Origin of the sequence: Streptomyces sp. NPDC057565 (assembly GCF_042801455.1) — a bacterium.
GTDB classification, from domain to species: domain Bacteria; phylum Actinomycetota; class Actinomycetes; order Streptomycetales; family Streptomycetaceae; genus Streptomyces; species Streptomyces yanii.
Map to the genome: position 1 here is coordinate 313,008 of NZ_JBHVFU010000001.1, position 20,692 is coordinate 333,699.

Consider the following 20,692-nt stretch of genomic DNA (forward strand, 5'->3'; position numbering starts at 1 on the left):
AGGGTTACCGGCCCATGCCGCTCAAGGCTGCCGACGGCGTACGGGACGACGTGCGCGCCGGGCCGTGACCGACGGTCCGCCCGGCGCAGGAACAGGCTCGCGGCCGGCGTTCTCCCACCTCAGGTCACACCCGCGCCCTCAAGGTGTCCGCAGGGCCTTGATTGCGTGGAAGCAGTGGAGACCGGTGCGCGGTTTCCAGGGCAACGCGTCGTGCGGCGGCACGCGCATGGGCGGCGCATCGCGAAGGCGACCAGGTGATGCCGGCCCGGCCGGGAACGGCCCGCGAAGCGGACCGTACGCCACCGCGTAGCGATCGCGGTCACGCTGCACGACACGTGTCCGCTGCCGTTGTGCGCGGCTCAAGTCCATGTCCTGGCGGCCGGCCCGGGCCTGGGAGTCCTCAAGCACCTGACAACAGCTGACCACACATGCGAAACGATGTAGCCTCCGAAGATCGCCCTTGACCTGCAAAAGCAGGCAGGGAGCAGACAAAGCGGGAGTTTCTTCATGTTTCGGACAATGTTCAAGTCCAAGATCCATCGTGCCACCGTGACTCAGGCCGACCTGCACTACGTCGGTTCCGTCACCGTCGATGCCGCACTCATGGAAGCCGCGGATCTTCTGCCCGGCGAGCTCGTGCACATCGTCGACATCGACAACGGTGCCCGACTGGAGACGTACGTCATCGAGGGCGAACGCGGCTCCGGCGTCATCGGTATCAATGGCGCCGCCGCCCACCTCGTCCACCCCGGCGACCTCGTGATCCTGATCAGCTACGCGCAGGTCGACGACGCCGAGGCCCGTACGCTGACCCCGAGCATCGTCCACGTCGACGCGGACAACCGGATCGTCGCGCTCGGCGCCGACGCCTCCGCGCCCGTGCCGGGCACCGCCACCGAGCGCAGCCCGTACGCCGTGCCCGCCACCAACTGACCGTTCCACCGCCAGGGAGTCCCCGTCATGGTTGAGAACACCGCGCTCGAATTCTTCGACGACCGGGAGAACGGCAATCTGCTCGGTCTCGTCGACGACGTGGCCGCCGGAGTCATCGCGTATTTCGTCATGGACGGTGCCCCCGCGGCACTCGTCGCCGTGCACACCGTCGTCGAATCGGAGCACAGGGGCAAGGGCTACGCCGGAGCCCTGGTCCAGGAGTTCTACGCCATGGCGGACCGCGAGGGCGTGCCTGTCGTCCCGCTCTGCTCGTACGCGGCGAAGTGGGCCCAGAACCACCCCGACCAGGCCCCTGTGGCCCCGGCCGAGCTGGTGGAGCGCGCGAAGGAACAGCTGAAGACCCACCCGGAGCTGTCCTGATGCCCGGGACACTCGCGCTTCTGCACACCTCCCCGGTCCACGTCCCGGTCTTCGAGGCGCTGCGCGACACCGATCACCCCGGTCTCGCCCTGCGCCACCTCGTGTACGAGGATCTGCTCGCCCGAGCCCGGGATGCGGGGCCCGAAGCGGTGCAGGGGGAGATCCAGGCCCTGCTCGCGGGCGCCGTCGCCGAAGGCGCGAGCGCCGTGCTCTGTACCTGTTCGACGATCGGTGGGGTCGCCGAGTCCGCCGCGGCGGCGCTCGGCGTCCCTGTCCTGCGGGTCGACCGGCCGATGGCGGCGGACGCCGTCGGCCGCGGCCGCGTCGTGGTCCTCGCCGCGCTTGCGGACACCCTGGCACCGACCCTGGCCCTGCTGGCAGAGGAGGCGGGTGATCGGGCCGCGGACATCCGTACGGTGGTGGTCGAGGGAGCATGGGCGCGGTTCGAAGCCGGCGACCGTGACGGCTATCTGGAGCTGGTGGCCGCTGCCGCCGACCGGGTGGCGGATGCCGATGTGATCGTGCTGGCCCAGGCGTCCATGGCCGATGCCGTCACCCGGACGGCCACGCGGATCCCGGTCCTCTCCAGTCCCCGGCCCGGGCTCGCCGCCGCGGCCGCGGCGGCACACTGACCCGCCGTACGGGTTCTCGTCCGGTGGCACGGAACCCGGACGTATGGTCTCGGCAGGCGCGGGCAGCTGCTCCGGGAGACGGTGGACACGAGATCTGCCCGCACTTTTGGAGCCCGAGATGACCAACCCGTATCCCGACCCCGTGCCGCCGGCGCCGACGCCCGGACCTCCGCCCGGACCGCCCTCGCCGCTGCCGGAGCCGACACCTGCCCCGCCGGTACCCGGTCCGGTGCCGCCCGGTCCGTCGCCGGACCCGATTCCCCAGCCGCCGTCGCCCAACCCTGAACCGGTACCGGAGCCGGAGCCCACGCCCCACCCCGCCGGATGACGCGTCAGGGCCGGACGGCTACTCGGTGTGATGGGGGCCGATTCCGAGGAGGGAGTCGGCGTGTCCCGCCCCGCTCTCCTCGGCGATCGACTCCAGCGACTGGGCGTCCCGCACCGGCGCGAATCGCACGGTCTCCTCGCCCAAGCTGTCGCTCCCGGCGCCGGTCGTGCTGAAACCGTATACGGCGGGTCTCGGCAGACTGTTGTACGACCAGGGGGTCGAGAAGTAGTACGCGCCGGTGTCGTACAGCACCACGAAGTCGCCCTCCCGCAGTTCCGGCAGTTCCCTGGCGTGCGCGACGACGTCCCCGGTGAAACAGCACGGTCCCGCGATGTCCTGGACCAGCGGCGGACCGTCCTTGGGGCGCCCCTCGGCGTCGAACGCCCCGACCCGCAGCGGCCAGGACTCGGGCATGAAGACGGTACGGGTGGCGATCTGCGCGCCCGCGTGGGTGAGCGCGATACGGCGGGAGCCCGCGTCCTTCGTGTACTCCACCAGTGCCCCGATGAAGCCGTTCTTGGCGAGCAGCGACCGGCCGAACTCCGTGACCAGCCCGTACCGGCCGTCGAAGAGCCCCGGCGCCGCTGCGTGCAGCGCCGCCACATAGGCGGAAAAGGTGGGCCGTACGGAGTCGTCCTCGAAGTTGACGGGCAGTCCGCCGCCGAGGTCGATGCTGGTGACCTGCCGGGCACCGAGGGTCTCGTTGATCTCCTCGGCGAGTCGGTACGTCTCCGCGACCCCGGTCGCGATCAGGTCCAACGAACAGCCCTGGGAGCCGACATGGGCATGCAGGCGGGTCAGCCAGGAGTGTTCGGCGAATGCCCGGACGACACTCTCGCGCGCGCCGGGGTCGTGCAGCGCCACGCCGAACTTGGAGGTCGGCGTCGCAGTGCTCATCGCGCTGATGGAGCCTCCGCCCACCTGTGGGTTGATGCGCAGCCCGATGACGGAGACCGAGCTCCGGGGCCGCAGCGAGGCGATGCGCCGCACCTCGTCGAGGCCGTCGGCATTGAGTGCCACACCGAGCGCGAGCGCCTGACGGATCTCGTTGCGCGTCTTGGCGGGGGAGTCGAGGACGATCGTCGAGGGTGCGAATCCGGCGTCGAGGGCGAGCCTCAGCTCACCGGGGCTGGCGACCTCGCATCCCATGCCGCAGTCGGCGAGCAGCCTCAGCACGGGGACGAGGGACGCGGCCTTGGCGGCGAAGGTGTGCAGCACGGTGGCGGGCGTGTCGGTGAACGCGTCATGGAGGGCGGCGACCGAGGCGCGCACCCCGTCGGTGTCGATGAACCCGGCGACGGGCCGGCCCTCGCCGAGCAGCCCGGTGCCGACGGCGTGGCGGACCGCGGCGGCGACACGCGCGGAGGACGAAGGGCCCGGAGCGGGCGTGGTGAGAGGCATAGGGCGAGAGTCGGTGATGGGGGCCCCACAGGTCTCTGTCGAGCAGAACAGAATCGGCGCCGGACCTTGGCCGCAGGGCCAACGACCGTACGAATCGGGGATTACGGGACAGCCCTTGGAGGAGCTCACACCATGGGAGTCCGATCAGCGTGCGTGCCAGGCGTCGCAAGCCGGGCGCCCATTGTGTGAGCTCCTCCTAACCTAGCCGCTCAGCCGGACGGCGAGGGTGATGAGCAGCCGGGTGTCGGGGTCGTCGAGATCGACGCCGTACCGCTCCCGGGCGCGGCGCAGCCGGTACCGCAGGGTGTTGGGGTGCAGGACGAGCTTCCGGGCGGCCCGGCCGACGTCGCCCGACGCGTCGAAGTAGGCGGCGAGTGAGCGGACCAGCTCGCCCCCGGTCGCCAGGTCGGACCGTACGAGGTCGTGCACCGGCCCGCTGCCCGCTTTCCAGACCGGCCGTACGGCGTCCAGGACCCGCAGGACGTCCAGGGAGGCACCGACTTCGGCCGCCCCGGCGTACCGCAGGGGCTCAGGCTCCCCGCCGTCCGCGGCGCGGTTGCGCAGCACCCGTACGACCAGCGCCGCCTCCTCGCAGGAGGCGGCGGCCCGCAGGGCGGTGGGCACGACGGGACCAGCCCCGACCCGGACCGGGGCGGAGCCGGGCATCGACACGGCGAGTGCGTCCAACTCGCGTGCAAGACGCAGCACTTCCCTGTCCTGGTCGCGCTCGACGGGCAGCAGCACCAGCAGTCGGTCCCTCTCGCGCAGCACGCGCGCCGAGGGGTGGTACGAGGATGCCTGCAGGGCGAGTACATCCAGGACGCGGTCGCCCGACGCCCCTGCCGCGCCGTCGCGTTCGACCACCAGGACCGCGCACGGCGCGTCCGGTGGCAGCCCCAGCGACCAGGCGTGGGTGCGTCGGTCCCCACGTCCGTACAGCAGACCGCGCAGCGCATGGTTCCTCCGGCGTACGGCCCCGCTCTCGCGCAGCCGGTGCTGCACCAGGTGAGGGGCGGCGACCTCCGCTCCGCGCCGCAGCGCATCCGCTGCTTGCGCGGACAGTGCGCGCCCGTCCCTGGCCGCCCAGATGGAACCGAGGACTTCGGAGCCGCTGCGGACCGCGATGATCAGACGCTCGGGGCTGTCGCCTTCGGCGGCCCGGTGGATGACGTCCCGGGAGGTCCACAGGGCACGGAGGATTCCGCTGCGCCGGAGTTCGGCGACCCGCCACTTTGGAACCCTGCCGCCGAGAATCGTGGACCGGCGGACCCCGTCGGCCTCGGGGCGGGTGGCGGAGTGGGCCAGCACCCGGAAGCGGGTGTCCTCGATGGTGATGGAGCCCCCGGTGTTCTCGGCGATGGCTGAGGCGAGGGCTGCCAGCCCGCCGGCTGAGGTGTCCCCCGTGATGGCCGTCTCCCCGGTCCGGCCCGCCTCGGCGTAGGAGAGCGCGGAACGCAGCAGGGTCGCGGTGTCGGTCCAGTCGGCCCAGGCCGCACGGGCGAGCAGGGCGATGCCCGACTCCTCGGCGGCGGCCAGTACTTCGGGCGCCGCGGGCACCCCTTCGGTATCGCGGAGCACTACGGCGCAGGCGCCGCGCCGGGCGGCCTCACGGACCGGGCCCGCCGCAGAGGCGGAGGAGGCCGGCGGGCCGACGGCCAGCACGATGCGCCGGTCGAGTGGCTGTGCCTGCCCTTCGTCACCGATGGCCACACCGCGGACGCCGACGACGTGGTCGGTGGGCGCGAGCAACAGGCGGAGTGTGCCGCCGTCGTCGAAGGCCAGGATCTCGCGGAGCGTGACCCCGGATTGCGGTTCCCGCTCCGGCTCGGGCACGTCGCGCCTCGTCATGGGAACCGAGCATACGAGGGACCGGCCGATAGCAGGAGTACGCCCGGTGTCCGGTCGGCGAGGGTGCCCGATCCGGGCTCCATGAGCGGCGATTGACCGGATTCGATCACCAGCCGCTCGGCTTCCGGGTCTTGTTCCGTGCTTCTTCCACCCCTAGGTTAAGCGTCGACCTAAGTCGATTTAATTCGCTGATTAGCAGCTGATCGCACACCGTTGCGCGTCCGCTCGACGTCGGAGCCCCTCAAGGAGTTGTACATGCGCATACGCCCGGCCACGCGCCGAACCACCGGATCGGTGGCGGCGCTTGCCGTTGCCGGCCTGCTCGCAGCGACCGCTGCCGCTGCCGCCCCCGCGGCGGCCGCCCCGACCGGGGGCGACGGCAAGGGCAGCCATCGCGTCGAGTACTTCCCGGATCCGGGAGGCGCAGGGAAGACCGTCGAGGTCCCGGCCACCGCACCCAGGAAGAGCGGCCGGAGCACGGGCGCGTCCCTGAGCGCCGCCGAGGCCGCCCTGGACGGTGCGGTCGGCAGGCAGCAAGTGACCGGCTCGACCGACGACCGGCTCGACGTCGTGATCATCGGTGATGGCTACACGGCGGACCAGCAGGCCGATTTCCATGCAGATGCCACCGCCAAGTGGGCCGACATCACCGCCGTCGAGCCGTACCGGAGCTACCGGGACCTGTTCAACGTCTGGACCGTCGACGCCGTCTCCAACGAGTCCGGCATCAGCGGCGACCCCGGCGCCGACATCGTCAAGGACACCGCGCTCTCCAGCTACTTCTGGTGCGGGGACATCGAGCGCCTCGTCTGTGCCGACATCGACAAGGTGGCCTCGTACGCGGCCGAGGCGCCCGCCGCCGACCTGGTCGTCGTCATCGCCAACTCCACCAAGTACGGCGGCGCGGGCTACTCCGGTCTGCAGGACGAGGGCTATCCCTTCGGCGGCGTGTCCACGCTCTCCTCCGACAACGCCAAGTCGAGCATGATCGCCGTTCATGAGATCGGCCACTCGGTAGGCCTCCTGGACGACGAGTACACGTACCCCTCGTACGGCACCTGGACCGGCGGCGAGACCGACGGACCCAACTCGACCACATACACCCCCGCGCAGCTCGCCGAGAAGCGCGCCAAGTGGTACCGCTGGCTGGGCGAGAGCGACCCGACGGGCTCGACGGTCGGCACGTACGAAGGCAGCGCCTACTATCCGCTCGGCATCTACCGGCCGACCTCGACCTCGCTCATGCGTGAGCTGTCCAGCACGGAGTTCAACCTGCCGGGACGCGAGGCGATGATCGCCGGGTTCTACCGCGCGGGCAACGCACTGAGCAGCACCCTCGACACAAGCGCCGCGATCACGCACGGCAAGCTGATCCGGGTCACCCTCGCCGGCCTGGGAAGCACCGATGGCCAAGGACACGGGTCCGGCCCGGCGGCCGGTCTCGCGCGGACGGATCTGCGCTGGTACGTCGACGGTGTCGAGAACGTCTCCGCCCGCGGCCGCACCACCGTCACCCCGGCCTCGCTCGGCGTGCGCGCGGACGGCCGCGGCCACCGGGTGACCGCCGAGTCCGTGGACCGTACGGACGCCATCCGCGACCCCGCGGTCCGCGCCCTGGCCACCGACACGCTCACCTGGACCGTCGAGGCGGCCGGGCACCGGTAGGCAGCAGCCGCGGACCCGGCCCCGGCCGTCAGGCGATGATCGGGACCACGGCTTCCGGCGTCAGCATCCGGAACGTGAACGACTGGTGGAAGTAGAGCCGGATGTGCGTCGCGTCGTGGTCCCGATAGCCGATGGACAGATCCTGGCCCAGGCGCAGTTCGAAATCGCCACCGCGGGTGGACAGCAGCACACCGCCCGCGACGGCGGGCGCCCAGAGGATCTGGTCGTCCAGCAGCCGAGCGAGATGTGTGGCCACCGGATAGCCGTGGTCGGACGTCTCGGTCGCCTCGGTGAACGCGTCGGCGCCGAGCAACAGCCGGTACGGCCCGTCCACACCGGCCAGCCGCAGCTGGGTCAGCGCCTGGCTCACCGTGGTCGGATAGTCGCGCGCATCGGCGGGCAGCGGCAGCGGAGCGTGCGAGGAACCGTCGCGCAGGCCGGTGATCCCGGCCGCCGCATACCCGTCGATGACGGCCATGTCCTCGGCGAACGCACAGGTCCGGGCGGCGTCCTTGACGGGCTGCCAGTCACTGTCGTCGGAGCCGCGCTCGACATCGTCCACGGCGGCCCGGGTCACCGTGAACGGCACCCGCCACTCGATCACCGGCACCGAGGTACGGGCCCGGGCGATGACATCCGGCGTCGGCGGGTCGATGTCCCGCAGATGCCCGTCACCGACCGCCGCGAACGACGGTCCCTCCGGATCCGTCACATCGATGACGCGGCGGCCCGCCAGGTGACGGCTGAAGGTGCGCCGGGCCTCCTCCTCGATCTGGTCCCAGGCGGCTTCCGTGACGGGGGCGAGTTCGCGGTGGAGGTTGTTCATCACTGGGCGCTTTCTTGCAGGCTGCCGATATGCAGCGAACCGTCCCGCGCATCCGCCGGAACCGTGATCCGTGCCACCGGCGCGGACGCCGGCTGCGACAGGGACTCGGTCCCGGACAGGGCGGGGGACGGCGGCGGGGCGTCGAAGAAGTCGGCGCTGGGGGCGTAGAAGAGGGTGCCGGTGACGGCAGTCGAGAAGTCGAGAATGCGGTCGTACGTGCCCGGCGGATTTCCGAGGAACATATTGCGGAGCATCTGTTCGGTCACGTCCGGATCGGCGGCATAACCGATGAAGTACGTGCCGAAATCGCCCTGTTCGAAACTGCCGAACGGCATGTTGGCGCGCAGGATCTCGCGCGCGGTGCCGTCCGGCGCGGTGAGGGTGTTCAACGCGACATGGGAGTTGGGGGGTTTGATGTCGTCGGGCAGCTCGACGTCGTCCTGCTTGGTGCGGCCGATGACACGCTCCTGCTCCTCCGTGCTCAGCGTGTTCCAGGACGCCAGGTCGTGGAGGTACTTCTGGACGACGACATAGCTGCCGCCTGCGAAGGCGGGGTCGGCTGCGGGACCCACCAGCGCCGCCGTCCGTGCACCGGCGCCGATCGGGTTCTCCGTCCCGTCGACGAAGCCGAGCAGGTCCCGGTGGTCGAAGTACCGGAACCCCTGCGTCTCGTCGACGACCGTCACCGCCCCGCCGAGCCGGTCGAGCAGGCGGGCGGCCCACTCGTAACACGCGTCCATCCGCTCGCCCCGGACGTGGAGCAGTAGATCGCCCGGTGTGGCGGGGGCGTGGTGGCGCGCGCCGTGCAGCTCCTGGAACGGATGGAGCGAGGCCGGCCGGGGCCCCGCGAACAGCCGGTCCCAGGCGTCCGAGCCGAACCCGGTCACGCAGGCCAGCCCGGCGTCCGGCACCCGGAAGTCGATGGAGCGGGCGAACGCCGCAAGGTCCGGCAGCACCTCGCGTACGGAGCTCTCACCACCGGGTTCGATCGTGGCGACCAGGATCAGGGCGGCGGTGGTCAGCGGCGTGACGACGGGCTGGGCGGCGGCCGGGTCCGGGACGGCTTCGGGCATGCGGAGGCTCCGAGTGGGTGGTGACGACAGCTCGGCGGGGGCATCCCGGTGGTGCGGGAAGCCGACGGTACTCGCTGCTACTTACGCATACGTACGGCCCCGCCGCACCCCGGGGTGACCCGACCGGGCGAGCGACCGCCCCCGTCAGCCGGTGGAGACCTCCGACCGGTCGCCGCCCCAGAGCGTGTGGAACGACCCGTCACGGTCGGTACGCCGATAGGTGTGCGCTCCGAAGAAGTCCCGCTGCCCCTGTGTGAGCGCCGCGGGCAGCCGGTCGGCGCGCACCCCGTCGTAGTACGAGAGCGCGGCGGCGAATCCGGGGGTCGGCACCCCTTGGCGCGCCGCCTCGGCGACCACCGCCCGCCAGTCGTCCTGCGCCGCACCGATCTCGGCGGCGAACTGCTGGTCGGAGAGGAGGCTCACCAGCCCCGGTCGCGCGTCGTACGCCGCGCGGATCCGGTCCAGGAATGCGGCCCGGATGATGCATCCGGCCCGCCAGATCGCCGCCACCCCACCGAGGTCGATGTTCCAGTCGTACGCCTCGCCGCCCGCCCGGATCTGGTGGAACCCCTGCGTGTAGGAGACGATCTTGGAGGCGTACAGGGCCTGTTCGACCTGGTCGGCGAAGGCTGCCGCTCCTGCCCCGGTGAGGGGAACGGCCGACGGCCCCGGCAACTCCGGTGCGGCCTCGCGGAGATCCACGTGGCCCGACAGAGAACGGGCGAACACCGCCTCCGCGATACCGGAGACCGGCACCCCCAGATCCAGCGCGATCTGCACCGTCCAGCGGCCCGTGCCCTTCTGCTCGGCGCGGTCCTGCACGATGTCGACGAAGGGCTTCCCCGTCGCCTCGTCCGTATGGGCGAGGACCTCGGCGGTGATCTCGATCAGGTACGAGTCGAGGCGCCCGGTGTTCCAGCTGCGGAATGTCTCGGCGATCTGCGCGGGGGAGTAGCCGGCCACCCGGCGCAGCAGGTCGTACGCCTCGGCGATCAGCTGCATGTCCGCGTACTCGATGCCGTTGTGGACCATCTTCACGAAATGCCCGGCGCCGTCGGGGCCGATGTGCGTGGTGCACGGGGTGCCGTCCTTCGCCTTTGCGGCGATCTTTTCCAGCAGCGGCCCCAGGGATTCGTACGACTGGGTGGAGCCGCCGGGCATGATGCTCGGCCCGTTCAGCGCGCCCTCCTCGCCGCCCGAGATACCGACACCGACGAAGTGGATCCCGCGCTCCCGCAGCTCCTTCTCGCGGCGGCGAGTGTCCTCGAAGTGGGCATTGCCGCCGTCGATGATGACGTCACCCTCCTCGAGCAGCGGGGCGAACTCCTGGATCACGGCGTCGGTCGGATCGCCCGCCTTCACCATGATGACCAGCCGACGCGGCCGCTCCAGCGCCGCCACGAATTCCTCGGGTGTGCGTGCGGCGACGAAGGTGCCCTCGTCGCCGAAGTCCTTGACCAGGGCATCGGTCTTTGCGGACGTACGATTGTGCACCGCGACCGTGAAGCCGTTGCGGGCGAAGTTCCGGGCGAGATTACGGCCCATCACCGCGAGTCCAGTGACGCCGATCTGCGCAGTGCCGCTCATCTGTGTGCTCCTGCAATCTGTCGAGGATGCCGGGACGACCAGTATGGATACGGGACGCGGGCATGGCCTGTTCACCTCGCCGCGCTCCGTTCGCGCCGCCGCGGCGGTACGCCCGTACGGGCAGGTGAGGAGCCGGCCGGACCGGGCCGGTGGAACAGGGATCCTCGGCGCGGCGCAGGTTCTCCTGCCGTCCGGGCGACGGGCACGAGCCCGTCGTCGCGTCGGCGGCCCCGACTGCCGGGCCCGCAGTGTCACCCGTGCGCCGCCCCGGCTCGCCTCCCGGAGCCGTGGGCCGGGTGCGCCGGGGGCCGTCTACGTCGGCGCCCTGTCGGCGCGGACCCGGAGGCCTCCGCGCCGTCCGGGCAGGGAGACCCGGCCCGTCCCGGGGCGTCGCCGTCGCCCCGAGGGCCTGCGCCGGGGAGCCGTGCCGGGCTCGACAGTCGCTGTGCAGGCCTTCGTTGTCATGGAGTTGTCCGTGCAAGCGCCGCCATGTGCCAGGGCAGTGCCCCTGTTCTCCTGGCGCGCTCTCCCGCGTGCGGGATCCAGCGTCTTCTGCCGGCATCGCCCCTGCCGACGAACGGCGATCCGAGGTGCACCCGCTCCGTGCGTGACGGGTGGGTTCGTGGCTGAGCCCTTGTCATCACCCTTTGCCTGCCCATAAGTTGGCCGCTTGCGACGTGTCCTAAAGCCAGTGGGGGAGCCTAGTCATGGCCGCGAACGGACGGCACCGCAAATACCAGCCCAGTCGCATCAACCGTGCCTCGCTGACGGTCACGGCAGGCGGTGCGGGCATCGCGCTCCCGCTCATCAGCGCTGCCTCGGCGGGCGCCGCGTCGACGGATGTCTGGGAGAAGGTCGCTGCCTGCGAGTCCACCGACAACTGGCACATCAACTCGGGCAACGGATACTTCGGCGGGCTGCAGTTCACCCGGTCGACCTGGGCGGCCTACGGCGGCACCGCCTACGCGCCACGCGCCGATCTGGCCACCAGGGAACAGCAGATAGCCATCGCGGAGAAGGTACTGGAGGCGCAGGGCCCCGGTGCCTGGCCGACCTGCTCCACCCGGGCGGGCCTGACACGGGGCGGTGACGCCCCCGACGTCAAGCCGCAGGCGGAGCGGACCGGCGGTCCCGTCGACACCTCCTCGAAGGGGACTCCCACCCCGAAGAAGGCGCAACCGAAGGCCGAGAAGGCACCCGCGCCCGTCACGCCGACCACGGTGCCCGGCAAGCGCGAGTCGTACACCGTTGCGCGTGGCGACTCGCTCTCCGCGATTGCGTCGACCGAGCACGTGAGAGGCGGCTGGCGGCATCTCTACGCGGCCAACCGCACGGTGGTCGGCGACGACCCGGACCTGATCTTCCCCGGCCAGCGGCTCACCCTGGACGCGGACCGGACCCCGAAGGCGGCTTCGAAGGCCGGCCTCAAGCCGGGCGCGTCCACCGGACCGCAGCAGAAGACGAAGCCGCGTCGGCAGGCGGAACCGAGGCACGAACAGGCGGAACCGCAGCACCAGGCGGCGAAACCGCACCGCACGACAGAGCCGAAGCCGCGCCAGGCCGCAAAGCCCCAGCCCAGGAAGACCGAGCGGGCCGAGAAGCACTCCAGGCTCACCGCCCCGGTGGCGGCGACCCGCATCGGCACCTCGTACCACCAGGCAGGTTCCTGGGCCAGTGGGTATCACACGGGCATCGACTTCCCCGTCCCCACCGGCACCTCGGTCAAGGCGGTTGCCTCCGGCACGGTCGTGTCGGCGGGCTGGGCGGGAGCGTACGGGTACCAGATCGTCATCCGGCACAGCGACGGCAAGTACAGCCAGTACGCGCACCTGTCCGCGCTCCATGTGCGCGAGGGCCGGCACATCAGCGGTGGTCAGCGCATCGCCCGCTCGGGCTCCACGGGCAATGTCACCGGACCGCACCTGCACTTCGAGATTCGCACCGGTCCCGGCTACGGCTCCGACATCGACCCCGTGACCTACCTCAGGGCGGGCGGTGTCAGCGTCTGAACGCTGCCGGGCAGCTGCGCGGAGTCAGCCGGTCCGGCGGCCGCCGGACCGCGTCGTCCCGAAACGGTGCGCGGCCGCGGCGCGGGGCCGAACTCGATCCACCCCGCCCGACGACTCCCCAGCACCACCGTCGCCGGGGGCGTGAGCAGCGACGAGAAGGATTCGGCAGCCGCCGGGCCGGACACGGCGGGTGTGACCCGGGCGGGTTCCGCCTGCGGCCGATCCACGGCCGGTGCGCCCGCGAGCGCGACCGCACCGGCGGAGCCGGCGGTGCTCTCCACGCCCTCCTCGGCATCCTCGATGACGTCCTCCGCGGCAGCCCCGGCATCCACCTCCGACACATCCGAGCCGATCGCCTGGATCCGCTGCTCCACGCGCTGCTCCGCGCTCATCCGCTCCGTCGTCAGCATGATCAGCCCACCTGCTGCCACCACGCCGCACGCGAGCGCCAGCACCGTGCCCTCCGTGCCGTACCGGAACTGCTCGCCGAACAGCGTGATGCCGACCGCCGCCGCGATCACCGGGTTCACGACGGTCACCGTCGCGAGCGGAGCGGTGAGGCCGGCGCCACGGTACGCGGCCTGGGACAGCAACAGCCCGGACCCGGCCAGCGCCGCGATCACCAGGAGTGAAGGCAGTCCCGCGCCCACCGCACCCGACGTCCACTCCATCGCCACCGTCTTCGTGAACACGGAGGCGATACCGAACGCGACACCCGCCGCCCCGGCCAGCACCACGCTCCGTACCACCGGCTTCTGCATGCCCTTCGAGACCACGAGGAGCAGCGCCACCGCACCGAACGTCACGGTCGCGAGCATGAACTGCTCCGGCCCGTCCAGCGTGTGCGCCTCGCCGCTGCCGGTGAGCGCGAGCAGGCCCGCCAGGCCGACCGTCGCCATGATGGCGCCGCGCCAGGCAGTCGCCCCGGCCCGGCGGCGCACGAAGAGGGCAGCCATCGGCAGGGCGAAGACGATGGTCAGCGCACCGAGCGGCTGCACCAGGCTGAGGGGGCCGTACGCCAGTGCCAGCACGTGCAGCACCGCACCCACGCCGTTCGACGCCACCGCCACCCACCACACGCGGTTGCGCAGAGGGGTGAGCGAGCGGCCGTCTCCGGCCGTGGCGACGCGCTCCTGGACGATTGCCCCGGCCGCGTATGCGACCGCGGAGACCAGTGACAGCAGCACCGACAGTGCGAGGAAACTCATGTGCACCACGATGGCCCTTCAAAGCCGCCGAGTCGTCGTCCTTGAGACTGCGATCCGACGTACTGCTTTGGTAGTACGGCAGTGGTCCGCGTGTCCTCCTCCCGACGGTAGTCCTCCTCCCGACGGGCCTCAGGACGATCATCCCGCAGCGATACGGTGAACGGCGAGCCGTGGGACCCGGGATGCCCGCGACGTCACCAGGAGTGATCGATGGAACCCGCGCAGGAACAGCGCACCGAGCAGTCGGACGTGGCCTCGGTGGGCGGCTTCTTCGCTCTGCGCAGCACACCGGTGTCCGGCGGTGCACACCGCCCACTGGCCCGGCTGTACGCGGGGGAGACGGCATCGCTCACAGCCCGTATCGACGTGGTCGCCGCCGCGCTCCGTACTTCCGAGCGCAGAGTTGCCGCGTCCGTCGCTCACCTGGGCCTGGCCGCCCGTCTCTGGTCGACGGCCCTGGGGCCGGCGGCCGTCGCGGGACGCTTTCCCGATCTGTCCCCCGGCACGCTCCACTGGGACCCGCGGCGCCCCGCCCCCGACGACCTGTGGCACGAGCCGGTCGCCACGCTGCCCGGCACCGCGGAGCGGATCCGCGAGGTCGTCCAGTTCGGCCATCTCGTGCCGCTGGCGGAGGCGATCCGACAGGACGGACACCTGGCTCCGCGGCTGCTGTGGGGCAACGCGGGATCGGCCCTGGCCGGAGCGCTCCGTGAACTGATCGCCTGGGCGCGGACCCACCACCGCCCGGACGTCGCCCAACGAGCCCGCGCCCTGGTCGCCGAACTCTTCGACCACCCGGATCTGCGCACCACCGGCTCCCCGCACACCCCCGCATTCCGCAGACGCAGCTGCTGTCTCTACTACCGGTGCCCGGGCGGGGGCCTCTGCGGGGACTGCGTCCTCGACCGTCGGCCGGGACCCTCACCGGACCCCGCCCCCCGGTGATCGAAACACCGCGCGCCGACTGAGACGTCGTGACGGCGTCGCAGGCCGTCCACGAGCCGGTGTGGACCGGCCTGCGGGCATGCCGGACATCGGAACGGCGTCCTGCTCCGGACCCTCCAATCGGGCTTGTCATGCACCTGGACAGCCGAACCGGCCTCGTGCTGTCATGCCAACTGCCGTTCCTTCCAACGTTGTACATGCTGGTGCAACGAGCCGCCACCCTTCCTCACCAAGGAGGATCCGTGCGCATCAGAAAGAAACTTGTCCTGCTTCTCGCCGCCGCCGGGCTGTCCGCAGTTCCTGCCGCGTCCGCGGCGACGGACCCCGGTAGTCCCGCCGAGGTGCATGGTCTGAAGGGCGAGTACTACACCCAGACCGCCCCCGGTGCCTTCGACTTCGGACAGCTCAAGGCCACGGGGTTCGATCCGGACATCGACTTCCCCACCCTCGAATCGCGGCTGAGCTCGGCCACCGGGCAGGCCGACAACGTGAGCGTGCGGTGGACCGGGAAAATCGTGCCGGAGAAGACCGGTGCCCATGTCTTCTCGATGATCGGGGACAACGGGTTCCGTCTCTGGATCGACGGAAAGCCCGTCATCGACCACTGGGTCGACGACTGGGAGAAGGAACAGACCTCGCAGCCGGTCGAGTTGACCGCGGGCACGGCGTACGACCTCAAGGTCGAGTTCTTCGAGCACCAGGGCGGGTCCAACCTGCACCTCAAGTGGACCGAGCCCGGCGGCACCAAGAAGCCCGTGCCGCAGTCCGCCTTCCGGCTGCCCGACGGCTTCGCGTACGACGGTGCCATCGCCGCCACCGTTCTCGCGGACGGCCGCAGTCTCAAGCTGGACTTCGCGCAGAAGCTCGCGCCCCTGCCCGAAGGGCTCGCCAACCACCTCGACGCCGTCATCGGTGGCGCGAAGTGGCCGCTCGGAGCCGTGAAGGCCGATCCCGCCGACCCGCGCAGCCTCACCGTCGCGCTCAAGGAGCCGGTTGTCGGGAACAAGGCCGGCGATGCCAAGGGTCTGGCCGATGTCCGCTACGACGGCCAGGGCGGGCTGACCGGCGAGGACGGCAAGGCCGTCGGGGCCTTCTGGTCCAGTGGGCCGAACCGCTCCACGCACGAGCTGCGCACCCGGTGGGCCGATGAAGTCGGTCCGGGCAACGCGCTGCCCGAGTACCCGCGTCCGCAGCTCACCCGTGACAACTGGCAGAATCTCAACGGCTCCTGGGAGTTCGCCGCGGCGAAGGCAGGGGAGCAGCCCCCGGTCGGCAGGAATCTCGGCGAGAAGATCCTCGTTCCGTACCCGGTGGAGTCGCAGCTCTCCGGCATCGAACGGCACGAGGACCGGATGTGGTACCGCCGCACCTTCACCGTTCCCCAGGGATGGAAGGTCGGCGACACGGGCAAGCGTCTGCAGCTGAACTTCGGAGCCGTCGACTGGCAGTCCGAGGTGTATGTCAACGGTCAGAAGGTCGCCCAACACAAGGGTGGTTACGACAAGTTCAGCGCCGACATCACCGATGCTCTGAAGCCCGGCCGGACCCAGGAGCTGATCGTCGGCGTCTATGACCCGACCGATGCCGAGGGCGGCGAGAACCCGCCGATGGGCAAGCAGCGCCTCGACCCGAGCGGCATCTGGTACACGCCGTCGTCCGGGATCTGGCAGACCGTGTGGATGGAGCCTGTCGCCGCCGATCACGCGGACTCGCTGAAGCTCACCCCCGACGTGCAGGGCGAGAAGGTCGCCGTCGAGGTGCGTGGTGTACGCGACGGGGTGCCGGTCACGGCCACCGCCTACGACGGGAAGCGCAAGGTCGGGACGGCCGCCGGGCGCACCGGGTCGGCGCTGCGCGTGAGCGTTCCCGACCCGCACCTGTGGTCCGCCGACGATCCGCATCTGTACCGGCTGGAGGTCAGCGTCGGATCGGACCGGGTGGGCAGCTACTTCGGGATGCGGTCCATCGCCGTCGAGAAGGTGAACGGAACCCCGCGCACCGTGCTCAACGGGAAGCCGGTCTTCCTGATGGCCACCCTCGATCAGGGCTTCTGGCCCGACGGGCTGCACACCGCGCCCACCGACGAGGCCCTCGCGTACGACCTGAAGATGCACAAGGCGATGGGATTCAACTCCGTGCGCAAGCACATCAAGGTGGAGCCCGACCGATGGTTCTACTGGGCGGACAGGCTGGGCCTGCTGGTCTGGCAGGACATGCCGGCGATGAACACCGTGAACCCGTCCGCCGCCGCCCGTGCCGAGTACGAGCACGAGATGAAGGAAATGATCGACGAACACTCCAGCCACCCGTCCGTCGTCATGTGGGTGACCTTCAACGAGGGGTGGGGCCAGTACGACCAGGCCCGCATCGCCGACCAGGCCAAATCCTGGGACCCCACCCGGCTGGTCAACAACATGAGCGGTCTCAACTGTTGCGGCGCGGTGGACGGCGGCAACGGGGACATCGCCGACGCGCACGGCTATCCGAGCCCGGCGCTGCCGAGGCCCGACGGCCGACGTGCCCTGGTCAGCGGCGAGTACGGCGGCCTCGGCCTGGCCGTGCCGGGGCACGCCTGGGCCGTTCAGCAGTCATACATCGCGGTCGACCCGGCCACGTACACCGACGACTATCTGGCCAGGCTCGGCGAGGTGCGGAAGCTCGCCTGCCGGGGCAGCAACGGCGCCGTGTACACCCAGATCTCCGACGTTGAGGGTGAGTTGAACGGACTCCTCACCTACGACCGGAGGGTCGTCAAGCCCGAGGTGAAGCGGATCAGGGCGGCGCAGGACGCGCTCGTCCGCGACGCCTCGAACCCGGTCGTGGCGGGATGCCCCACGCCCTGACCCATGGCCGTGCTCCGGCCCGCCCCCTCCGGGCGGGCCGGAGTGGTCGCGTCCGAACCCTGGGCCCGGACACCCGCCCCCTTCGCGCACGAGGGGGCGGGCGTCCGCCGTTGCCGGAGTCAGGTGGGCAGCGGAGGGTCGATGGCCTCCGCAACGGTGTCGAAGACCGGCAACGCGCTGTCCAGACCGAGCACACCGATGAGCCGCGCCATGAACGGGGACGGCGTGGCCAGCCGCATGCGGGGGCCCAGCAAGGACTGCCCGTGGAGCAGCATGTTCACCGTCGTGGAGTCCGCGAACGACACGGCCGAGAGCTCGACGACGACCGGAGCCTTCCCATCCTGTGCCGCGTTCTCCAGCGCCGTACCGAGAACGCCGATGTTGTCGATATCGAGATCACCCGTCAAGGCGAGTATCAGGGCTCCCTGCTCCTGGCGTGGGACGATTCGCATGACTTTGTCTCCGCTGGGCGGTGGAAGCACGGAAGGCACCTCGGGATGCACTCGGTGGACGGGGACGACCGTCGTGGGCGGACGGCTCGGTCGCGATCCGCCCCGGCTTGCGGCGTGGGGTACCTGCCGAACGATAGAAGGGATAGTTGCCGCTTGACAACATTCTCCCTGGGTAACAATCTATTTCCAGTTGATCAACAACGACCGCATCCACGTCGGGTGCGGCTCGGTTACGCCCAGGACAGGGGCCGGATGAAGCTAGGCGCTCTCCGCGACATCGTCGCGCAGCCGGGTAGTCGGACCGCCGTCCCCCCCGATCCGCTCGGCAGCGGCCGTGTTGAATGCGGCGAGGCCTTCCGCGAGGGCCGCCACCGCGGCCGGCGGCATGCGTCCCAGGACCGCGGCGAACTCCCTGGTCCGGATCGCCCGGTACTCCTCCAGCAGGGTGCGGCCCTGCTTGGTCAGCCGGAGTTCGACCTCCCGGCGGCTGGTGGCACTGGGCTCCCGCCGGATCAGGCCCATGGCCTCCATACGGTCGCAGAGCCGGCTCACCGAGGGCGCGCGCGAACCGAGCGCCTCACCGAGCGACCGGAGATTGCTGCCCTCCTGCTGCTCGATCACGAGCAGTGCCCGCAGCTGGGAGGGCGAGACCGTGCCGAGGTCCGCAGACTCCTGGCCCCGCGACCACAACACCTCCAGCAACTCGGAGGCGGAACAGACATCCGCGGACACCTGCTCAAAGGGGCGCGGATGACCGGTGGGGCGGGGCATCTGTCCACTCTTTCACCCTGCGCACCCGTCTGTCAGCCCGGAACCGGCCCCGGCGCCGCTCGAAGAAAGCCCGAGAGACCGTGACCCGCCCGGATATCGAAAGAGCGGTGCGGGCAGCGGCACCGCACGCCTTGGTGGAGACGGTCCGCGAAGCGCTCCGGAGGGAGTACGGTGCGCTGCACGTCCAGCTTCTGCTGGCGGACTACGGCATGACCGTACTCAAGCCCATCGACCCGGTCGACGGCCCCGGCGACGCCCTGTCGATGCACAACAGTCCGGAGGGCCGGGCCTTCGGCAGCCAGGAACCGCGCGAGCAGCCCCTCCGGCACGACGAGGCACTCGATCATCACCTCCCGGTGACGGTGCGCGGGGAGCGGCTCGGCATTCTCACCGTGCGGCTGCCTGCCGAAAGCTCCACCGCGCGGACGGTGGACGAGCTGACTCACGTGGCCGACCTTCTCGGCCACGAGATCCTGGTCGCGGAACGGGACACCGACCTCTATCACCGGGCGCGTCGGGTCAGCAGGCTCACCCTCGCCGCCGAAATGCAGTGGCAGCTCCTTCCCGCGCGGGCCTGCACGGCGGCCGAGTACGCCATCGGTGCCCAGCTGGAGCCCGCCTATGCCATCCACGGCGACAACTTCGACTGGTCCGCCGACGCCGACGGGCTGACCGTCGCCGTGACCAACGGCATGGGCGAGGGCATCCAAGCGTCCCTGCTCACCAACCTCGCCGTGAACGCGCTGCGCAACGCCAGACGGGCCGGGATCGGCATCGCCGACCAGGCATCCCTCGCGGACCAGGCGATCTACGGGCTGCACCGCGGCAGTGCCCACGTCTCCACCCTGCTGCTCCACTTCGACCTGGCCACCGGCCGGGTCGGCGCCGTGGACGCCGGCTCTCCCCGGCTGTGGCGGCTGAGGGGCAGAACGGTCACCCGTATCGACTTGGAAGCGGAGCTTCCGCTCGGCATGTTCGAGGAGTCCCAGTACTCCGTCCAGGAGTTCCAGGTGGTGCCCGGGGACCGGCTGCTGCTTGTCAGCGACGGCGTCTACGAGGCCGCGTCGCCGCTGGGGGAGCTGTACGGGGAACGGGCCCTGGCCCGCGCGCTCCTGGCGACCAGGCTGCTGCCGGCAGCGACCGTGCCGCGCGCCGTACTGCGTGAGCTGGCCGAATACCGGGACTCGGAGACGCTGGACGACGCCCTCGTCCTGTGCATCGACTGGTTCGGCAGGTCTTAGGTGCTCTCCCGGGGCAGGAGCTGAAGGCTCCTCACAGGACCGGGGCGGGCTGCTCCCGGGTCAGCTGCTGAGCTCGAACTCGGCCCTGATGCGCTTGCCCACCGGCACCCGCTCGGCGGTCAGGCGGTCGCACAGGGCGACGACTATCTCCATGCCGTGTCCGCCGAGGCGGCTCGGGTCGGGGGTGAAGAGGACGGGAAGCGCCGTGCTGCTGTCGTAGACCGTGACGCTGATCCGCTGCGCGGTGCCCTCAAGCTCCAGCAGGTAGGGGCCGTGGGTGTACCGGTCGGCGTTGGTGACCAACTCGCTCACGGCCAGCATCAGGTCGTTACGAGTGTGCTCGCCGAGCACCGCCAGCCATTCCGTGGTGAGCCTGATCAGAAAGCGGTCGGCCAGTGCGCGTGCCTGTGCGATGCATCCCGGCTCACCACCGAACACTTCGGCGATGTGCAGTGCCTCGGTGGGCCAGTGACCCGGATGCGGGTCGTCCGGCCGGGAGAGGGCGTGTTGGTTCATGAGCTCCAGCCAGGGCGCAGCAGGGGAGGTCGG

At 70.8% G+C, this 20,692-nt stretch carries 17 protein-coding genes; 8 read left to right on the forward strand and 9 right to left on the reverse strand.

Features of this window, described 5'->3' with window-relative positions:
• The first annotated feature begins 507 nt into the window (after positions 1–507).
• From panD to ACFU8W_RS01340, 3 genes are read left to right on the forward strand one after another with little or no spacing between them, the layout of a single operon-like run.
• A complete protein-coding gene (panD, locus tag ACFU8W_RS01330) occupies positions 508–933 on the forward strand; it encodes an aspartate 1-decarboxylase (protein WP_345518524.1) in 426 nt (141 codons plus the stop codon).
• A gap of 27 nt (positions 934–960) precedes the next feature.
• A complete protein-coding gene (locus ACFU8W_RS01335; protein WP_384031137.1) occupies positions 961–1,314 on the forward strand; it encodes a GNAT family N-acetyltransferase in 354 nt (117 codons plus the stop codon).
• Positions 1,314–1,946 (forward strand): aspartate/glutamate racemase family protein, encoded by a 633-nt coding sequence (locus ACFU8W_RS01340; protein WP_384031139.1) that lies wholly within the window; start codon positions 1,314–1,316, stop codon positions 1,944–1,946. The genes ACFU8W_RS01335 and ACFU8W_RS01340 overlap by 1 nt, the downstream gene beginning before the upstream one ends.
• Before the next feature lie 346 nt (positions 1,947–2,292).
• On the opposite strand, the gene ACFU8W_RS01345 is transcribed toward ACFU8W_RS01340, so the two are convergent.
• Together ACFU8W_RS01345 and ACFU8W_RS01350 are read right to left on the reverse strand one after the other, a co-directional pair.
• Complete coding sequence (locus tag ACFU8W_RS01345) at positions 2,293–3,675, reverse strand: diaminopimelate decarboxylase (RefSeq protein ID WP_384031141.1); 1,383 nt, start codon at positions 3,673–3,675, stop codon at positions 2,293–2,295.
• A gap of 201 nt (positions 3,676–3,876) precedes the next feature.
• On the reverse strand, positions 3,877–5,523 hold the full coding sequence (locus ACFU8W_RS01350; protein ID WP_384031143.1) for a PucR family transcriptional regulator: 1,647 nt from the start codon (positions 5,521–5,523) through the stop codon (positions 3,877–3,879).
• Between the two features lie 255 nt (positions 5,524–5,778).
• On the opposite strand from ACFU8W_RS01350, the gene ACFU8W_RS01355 reads away from it, so the two are divergent.
• Entirely contained in the window at positions 5,779–7,188 is a 1,410-nt protein-coding gene (locus ACFU8W_RS01355) for a M64 family metallopeptidase (protein WP_384031145.1), read from the forward strand.
• A gap of 28 nt (positions 7,189–7,216) precedes the next feature.
• Here ACFU8W_RS01355 and ACFU8W_RS01360 read toward each other — a convergent pair whose 3' ends face one another.
• From ACFU8W_RS01360 to gndA, 3 genes are all read right to left on the reverse strand, one after another.
• A complete protein-coding gene (locus ACFU8W_RS01360) occupies positions 7,217–8,014 on the reverse strand; it encodes a family 1 encapsulin nanocompartment shell protein (RefSeq protein ID WP_345518534.1) in 798 nt (265 codons plus the stop codon).
• A complete protein-coding gene (locus tag ACFU8W_RS01365) occupies positions 8,014–9,087 on the reverse strand; it encodes a Dyp-type peroxidase (protein ID WP_384031147.1) in 1,074 nt (357 codons plus the stop codon). The genes ACFU8W_RS01360 and ACFU8W_RS01365 overlap by 1 nt, the downstream gene beginning before the upstream one ends.
• Positions 9,088–9,231: 144 nt before the next feature.
• Positions 9,232–10,674 carry an NADP-dependent phosphogluconate dehydrogenase gene (gndA, locus tag ACFU8W_RS01370; protein WP_384031149.1) on the reverse strand — a complete coding sequence of 481 codons (1,443 nt, stop codon included), beginning with the start codon at positions 10,672–10,674 and terminating at the stop codon, positions 9,232–9,234.
• A gap of 707 nt (positions 10,675–11,381) precedes the next feature.
• On the opposite strand from gndA, the gene ACFU8W_RS01375 reads away from it, so the two are divergent.
• The gene (locus ACFU8W_RS01375; RefSeq protein ID WP_384031151.1) at positions 11,382–12,683 is read left to right on the forward strand and encodes a transglycosylase family protein; all 1,302 of its coding nucleotides are present in this window, start codon (positions 11,382–11,384) and stop codon (positions 12,681–12,683) included.
• Here the strand turns inward: ACFU8W_RS01375 and ACFU8W_RS01380 are convergent.
• Complete coding sequence (locus ACFU8W_RS01380; protein WP_384031153.1) at positions 12,653–13,891, reverse strand: DMT family transporter; 1,239 nt, start codon at positions 13,889–13,891, stop codon at positions 12,653–12,655. The two genes, ACFU8W_RS01375 and ACFU8W_RS01380, sit on opposite strands and share 31 nt — an antisense overlap.
• A gap of 210 nt (positions 13,892–14,101) precedes the next feature.
• On the opposite strand from ACFU8W_RS01380, the gene ACFU8W_RS01385 reads away from it, so the two are divergent.
• Positions 14,102–14,836 carry a (2Fe-2S)-binding protein gene (locus tag ACFU8W_RS01385; protein ID WP_384031155.1) on the forward strand — a complete coding sequence of 245 codons (735 nt, stop codon included), beginning with the start codon at positions 14,102–14,104 and terminating at the stop codon, positions 14,834–14,836.
• 242 nt (positions 14,837–15,078) lie between these two features.
• The gene (locus tag ACFU8W_RS01390; protein ID WP_384031157.1) at positions 15,079–17,679 is read left to right on the forward strand and encodes a PA14 domain-containing protein; all 2,601 of its coding nucleotides are present in this window, start codon (positions 15,079–15,081) and stop codon (positions 17,677–17,679) included.
• A 119-nt stretch (positions 17,680–17,798) separates the two neighbouring features.
• On the opposite strand, the gene ACFU8W_RS01395 is transcribed toward ACFU8W_RS01390, so the two are convergent.
• Both ACFU8W_RS01395 and ACFU8W_RS01400 read right to left on the reverse strand, forming a co-directional pair.
• Positions 17,799–18,131, reverse strand: a complete 333-nt coding sequence (locus ACFU8W_RS01395; RefSeq protein WP_384031159.1) for an STAS domain-containing protein — start codon at positions 18,129–18,131, stop codon at positions 17,799–17,801.
• Between the two features lie 258 nt (positions 18,132–18,389).
• Positions 18,390–18,902, reverse strand: a complete 513-nt coding sequence (locus ACFU8W_RS01400) for a MarR family winged helix-turn-helix transcriptional regulator (protein ID WP_384031161.1) — start codon at positions 18,900–18,902, stop codon at positions 18,390–18,392.
• Between the two features lie 80 nt (positions 18,903–18,982).
• Here ACFU8W_RS01400 and ACFU8W_RS01405 point away from each other — a divergent pair, with 80 nt between their 5' ends.
• The gene (locus ACFU8W_RS01405; protein ID WP_384031163.1) at positions 18,983–20,143 is read left to right on the forward strand and encodes a PP2C family protein-serine/threonine phosphatase; all 1,161 of its coding nucleotides are present in this window, start codon (positions 18,983–18,985) and stop codon (positions 20,141–20,143) included.
• Between the two features lie 60 nt (positions 20,144–20,203).
• Here the strand turns inward: ACFU8W_RS01405 and ACFU8W_RS01410 are convergent, their stop codons facing one another.
• Positions 20,204–20,659 carry an ATP-binding protein gene (locus ACFU8W_RS01410; protein WP_345518557.1) on the reverse strand — a complete coding sequence of 152 codons (456 nt, stop codon included), beginning with the start codon at positions 20,657–20,659 and terminating at the stop codon, positions 20,204–20,206.
• Positions 20,660–20,692 lie beyond the last annotated feature (33 nt).

What these genes read in the sequence shown, in the direction of transcription:
- ACFU8W_RS01335 (WP_384031137.1), top strand. Translation starts at nt 961, where the DNA reads ATGGTTGAGAACACCGCGCTCGAATTCTTCGACGACCGGGAGAACGGC.
- gndA (WP_384031149.1), bottom strand. Translation starts at nt 10,674, where the DNA reads ATGAGCGGCACTGCGCAGATCGGCGTCACTGGACTCGCGGTGATGGGC.
- ACFU8W_RS01400 (WP_384031161.1), bottom strand. Translation starts at nt 18,902, where the DNA reads ATGCCCCGCCCCACCGGTCATCCGCGCCCCTTTGAGCAGGTGTCCGCG.
- panD (WP_345518524.1), top strand. Translation starts at nt 508, where the DNA reads ATGTTTCGGACAATGTTCAAGTCCAAGATCCATCGTGCCACCGTGACT.
- ACFU8W_RS01350 (WP_384031143.1), bottom strand. Translation starts at nt 5,523, where the DNA reads ATGACGAGGCGCGACGTGCCCGAGCCGGAGCGGGAACCGCAATCCGGG.
- ACFU8W_RS01380 (WP_384031153.1), bottom strand. Translation starts at nt 13,891, where the DNA reads ATGAGTTTCCTCGCACTGTCGGTGCTGCTGTCACTGGTCTCCGCGGTC.
- ACFU8W_RS01365 (WP_384031147.1), bottom strand. Translation starts at nt 9,087, where the DNA reads ATGCCCGAAGCCGTCCCGGACCCGGCCGCCGCCCAGCCCGTCGTCACG.
- ACFU8W_RS01395 (WP_384031159.1), bottom strand. Translation starts at nt 18,131, where the DNA reads ATGCGAATCGTCCCACGCCAGGAGCAGGGAGCCCTGATACTCGCCTTG.
- ACFU8W_RS01340 (WP_384031139.1), top strand. Translation starts at nt 1,314, where the DNA reads ATGCCCGGGACACTCGCGCTTCTGCACACCTCCCCGGTCCACGTCCCG.
- ACFU8W_RS01375 (WP_384031151.1), top strand. Translation starts at nt 11,382, where the DNA reads ATGGCCGCGAACGGACGGCACCGCAAATACCAGCCCAGTCGCATCAAC.
- ACFU8W_RS01360 (WP_345518534.1), bottom strand. Translation starts at nt 8,014, where the DNA reads ATGAACAACCTCCACCGCGAACTCGCCCCCGTCACGGAAGCCGCCTGG.
- ACFU8W_RS01385 (WP_384031155.1), top strand. Translation starts at nt 14,102, where the DNA reads ATGGAACCCGCGCAGGAACAGCGCACCGAGCAGTCGGACGTGGCCTCG.
- ACFU8W_RS01345 (WP_384031141.1), bottom strand. Translation starts at nt 3,675, where the DNA reads ATGCCTCTCACCACGCCCGCTCCGGGCCCTTCGTCCTCCGCGCGTGTC.
- ACFU8W_RS01355 (WP_384031145.1), top strand. Translation starts at nt 5,779, where the DNA reads ATGCGCATACGCCCGGCCACGCGCCGAACCACCGGATCGGTGGCGGCG.
- ACFU8W_RS01410 (WP_345518557.1), bottom strand. Translation starts at nt 20,659, where the DNA reads ATGAACCAACACGCCCTCTCCCGGCCGGACGACCCGCATCCGGGTCAC.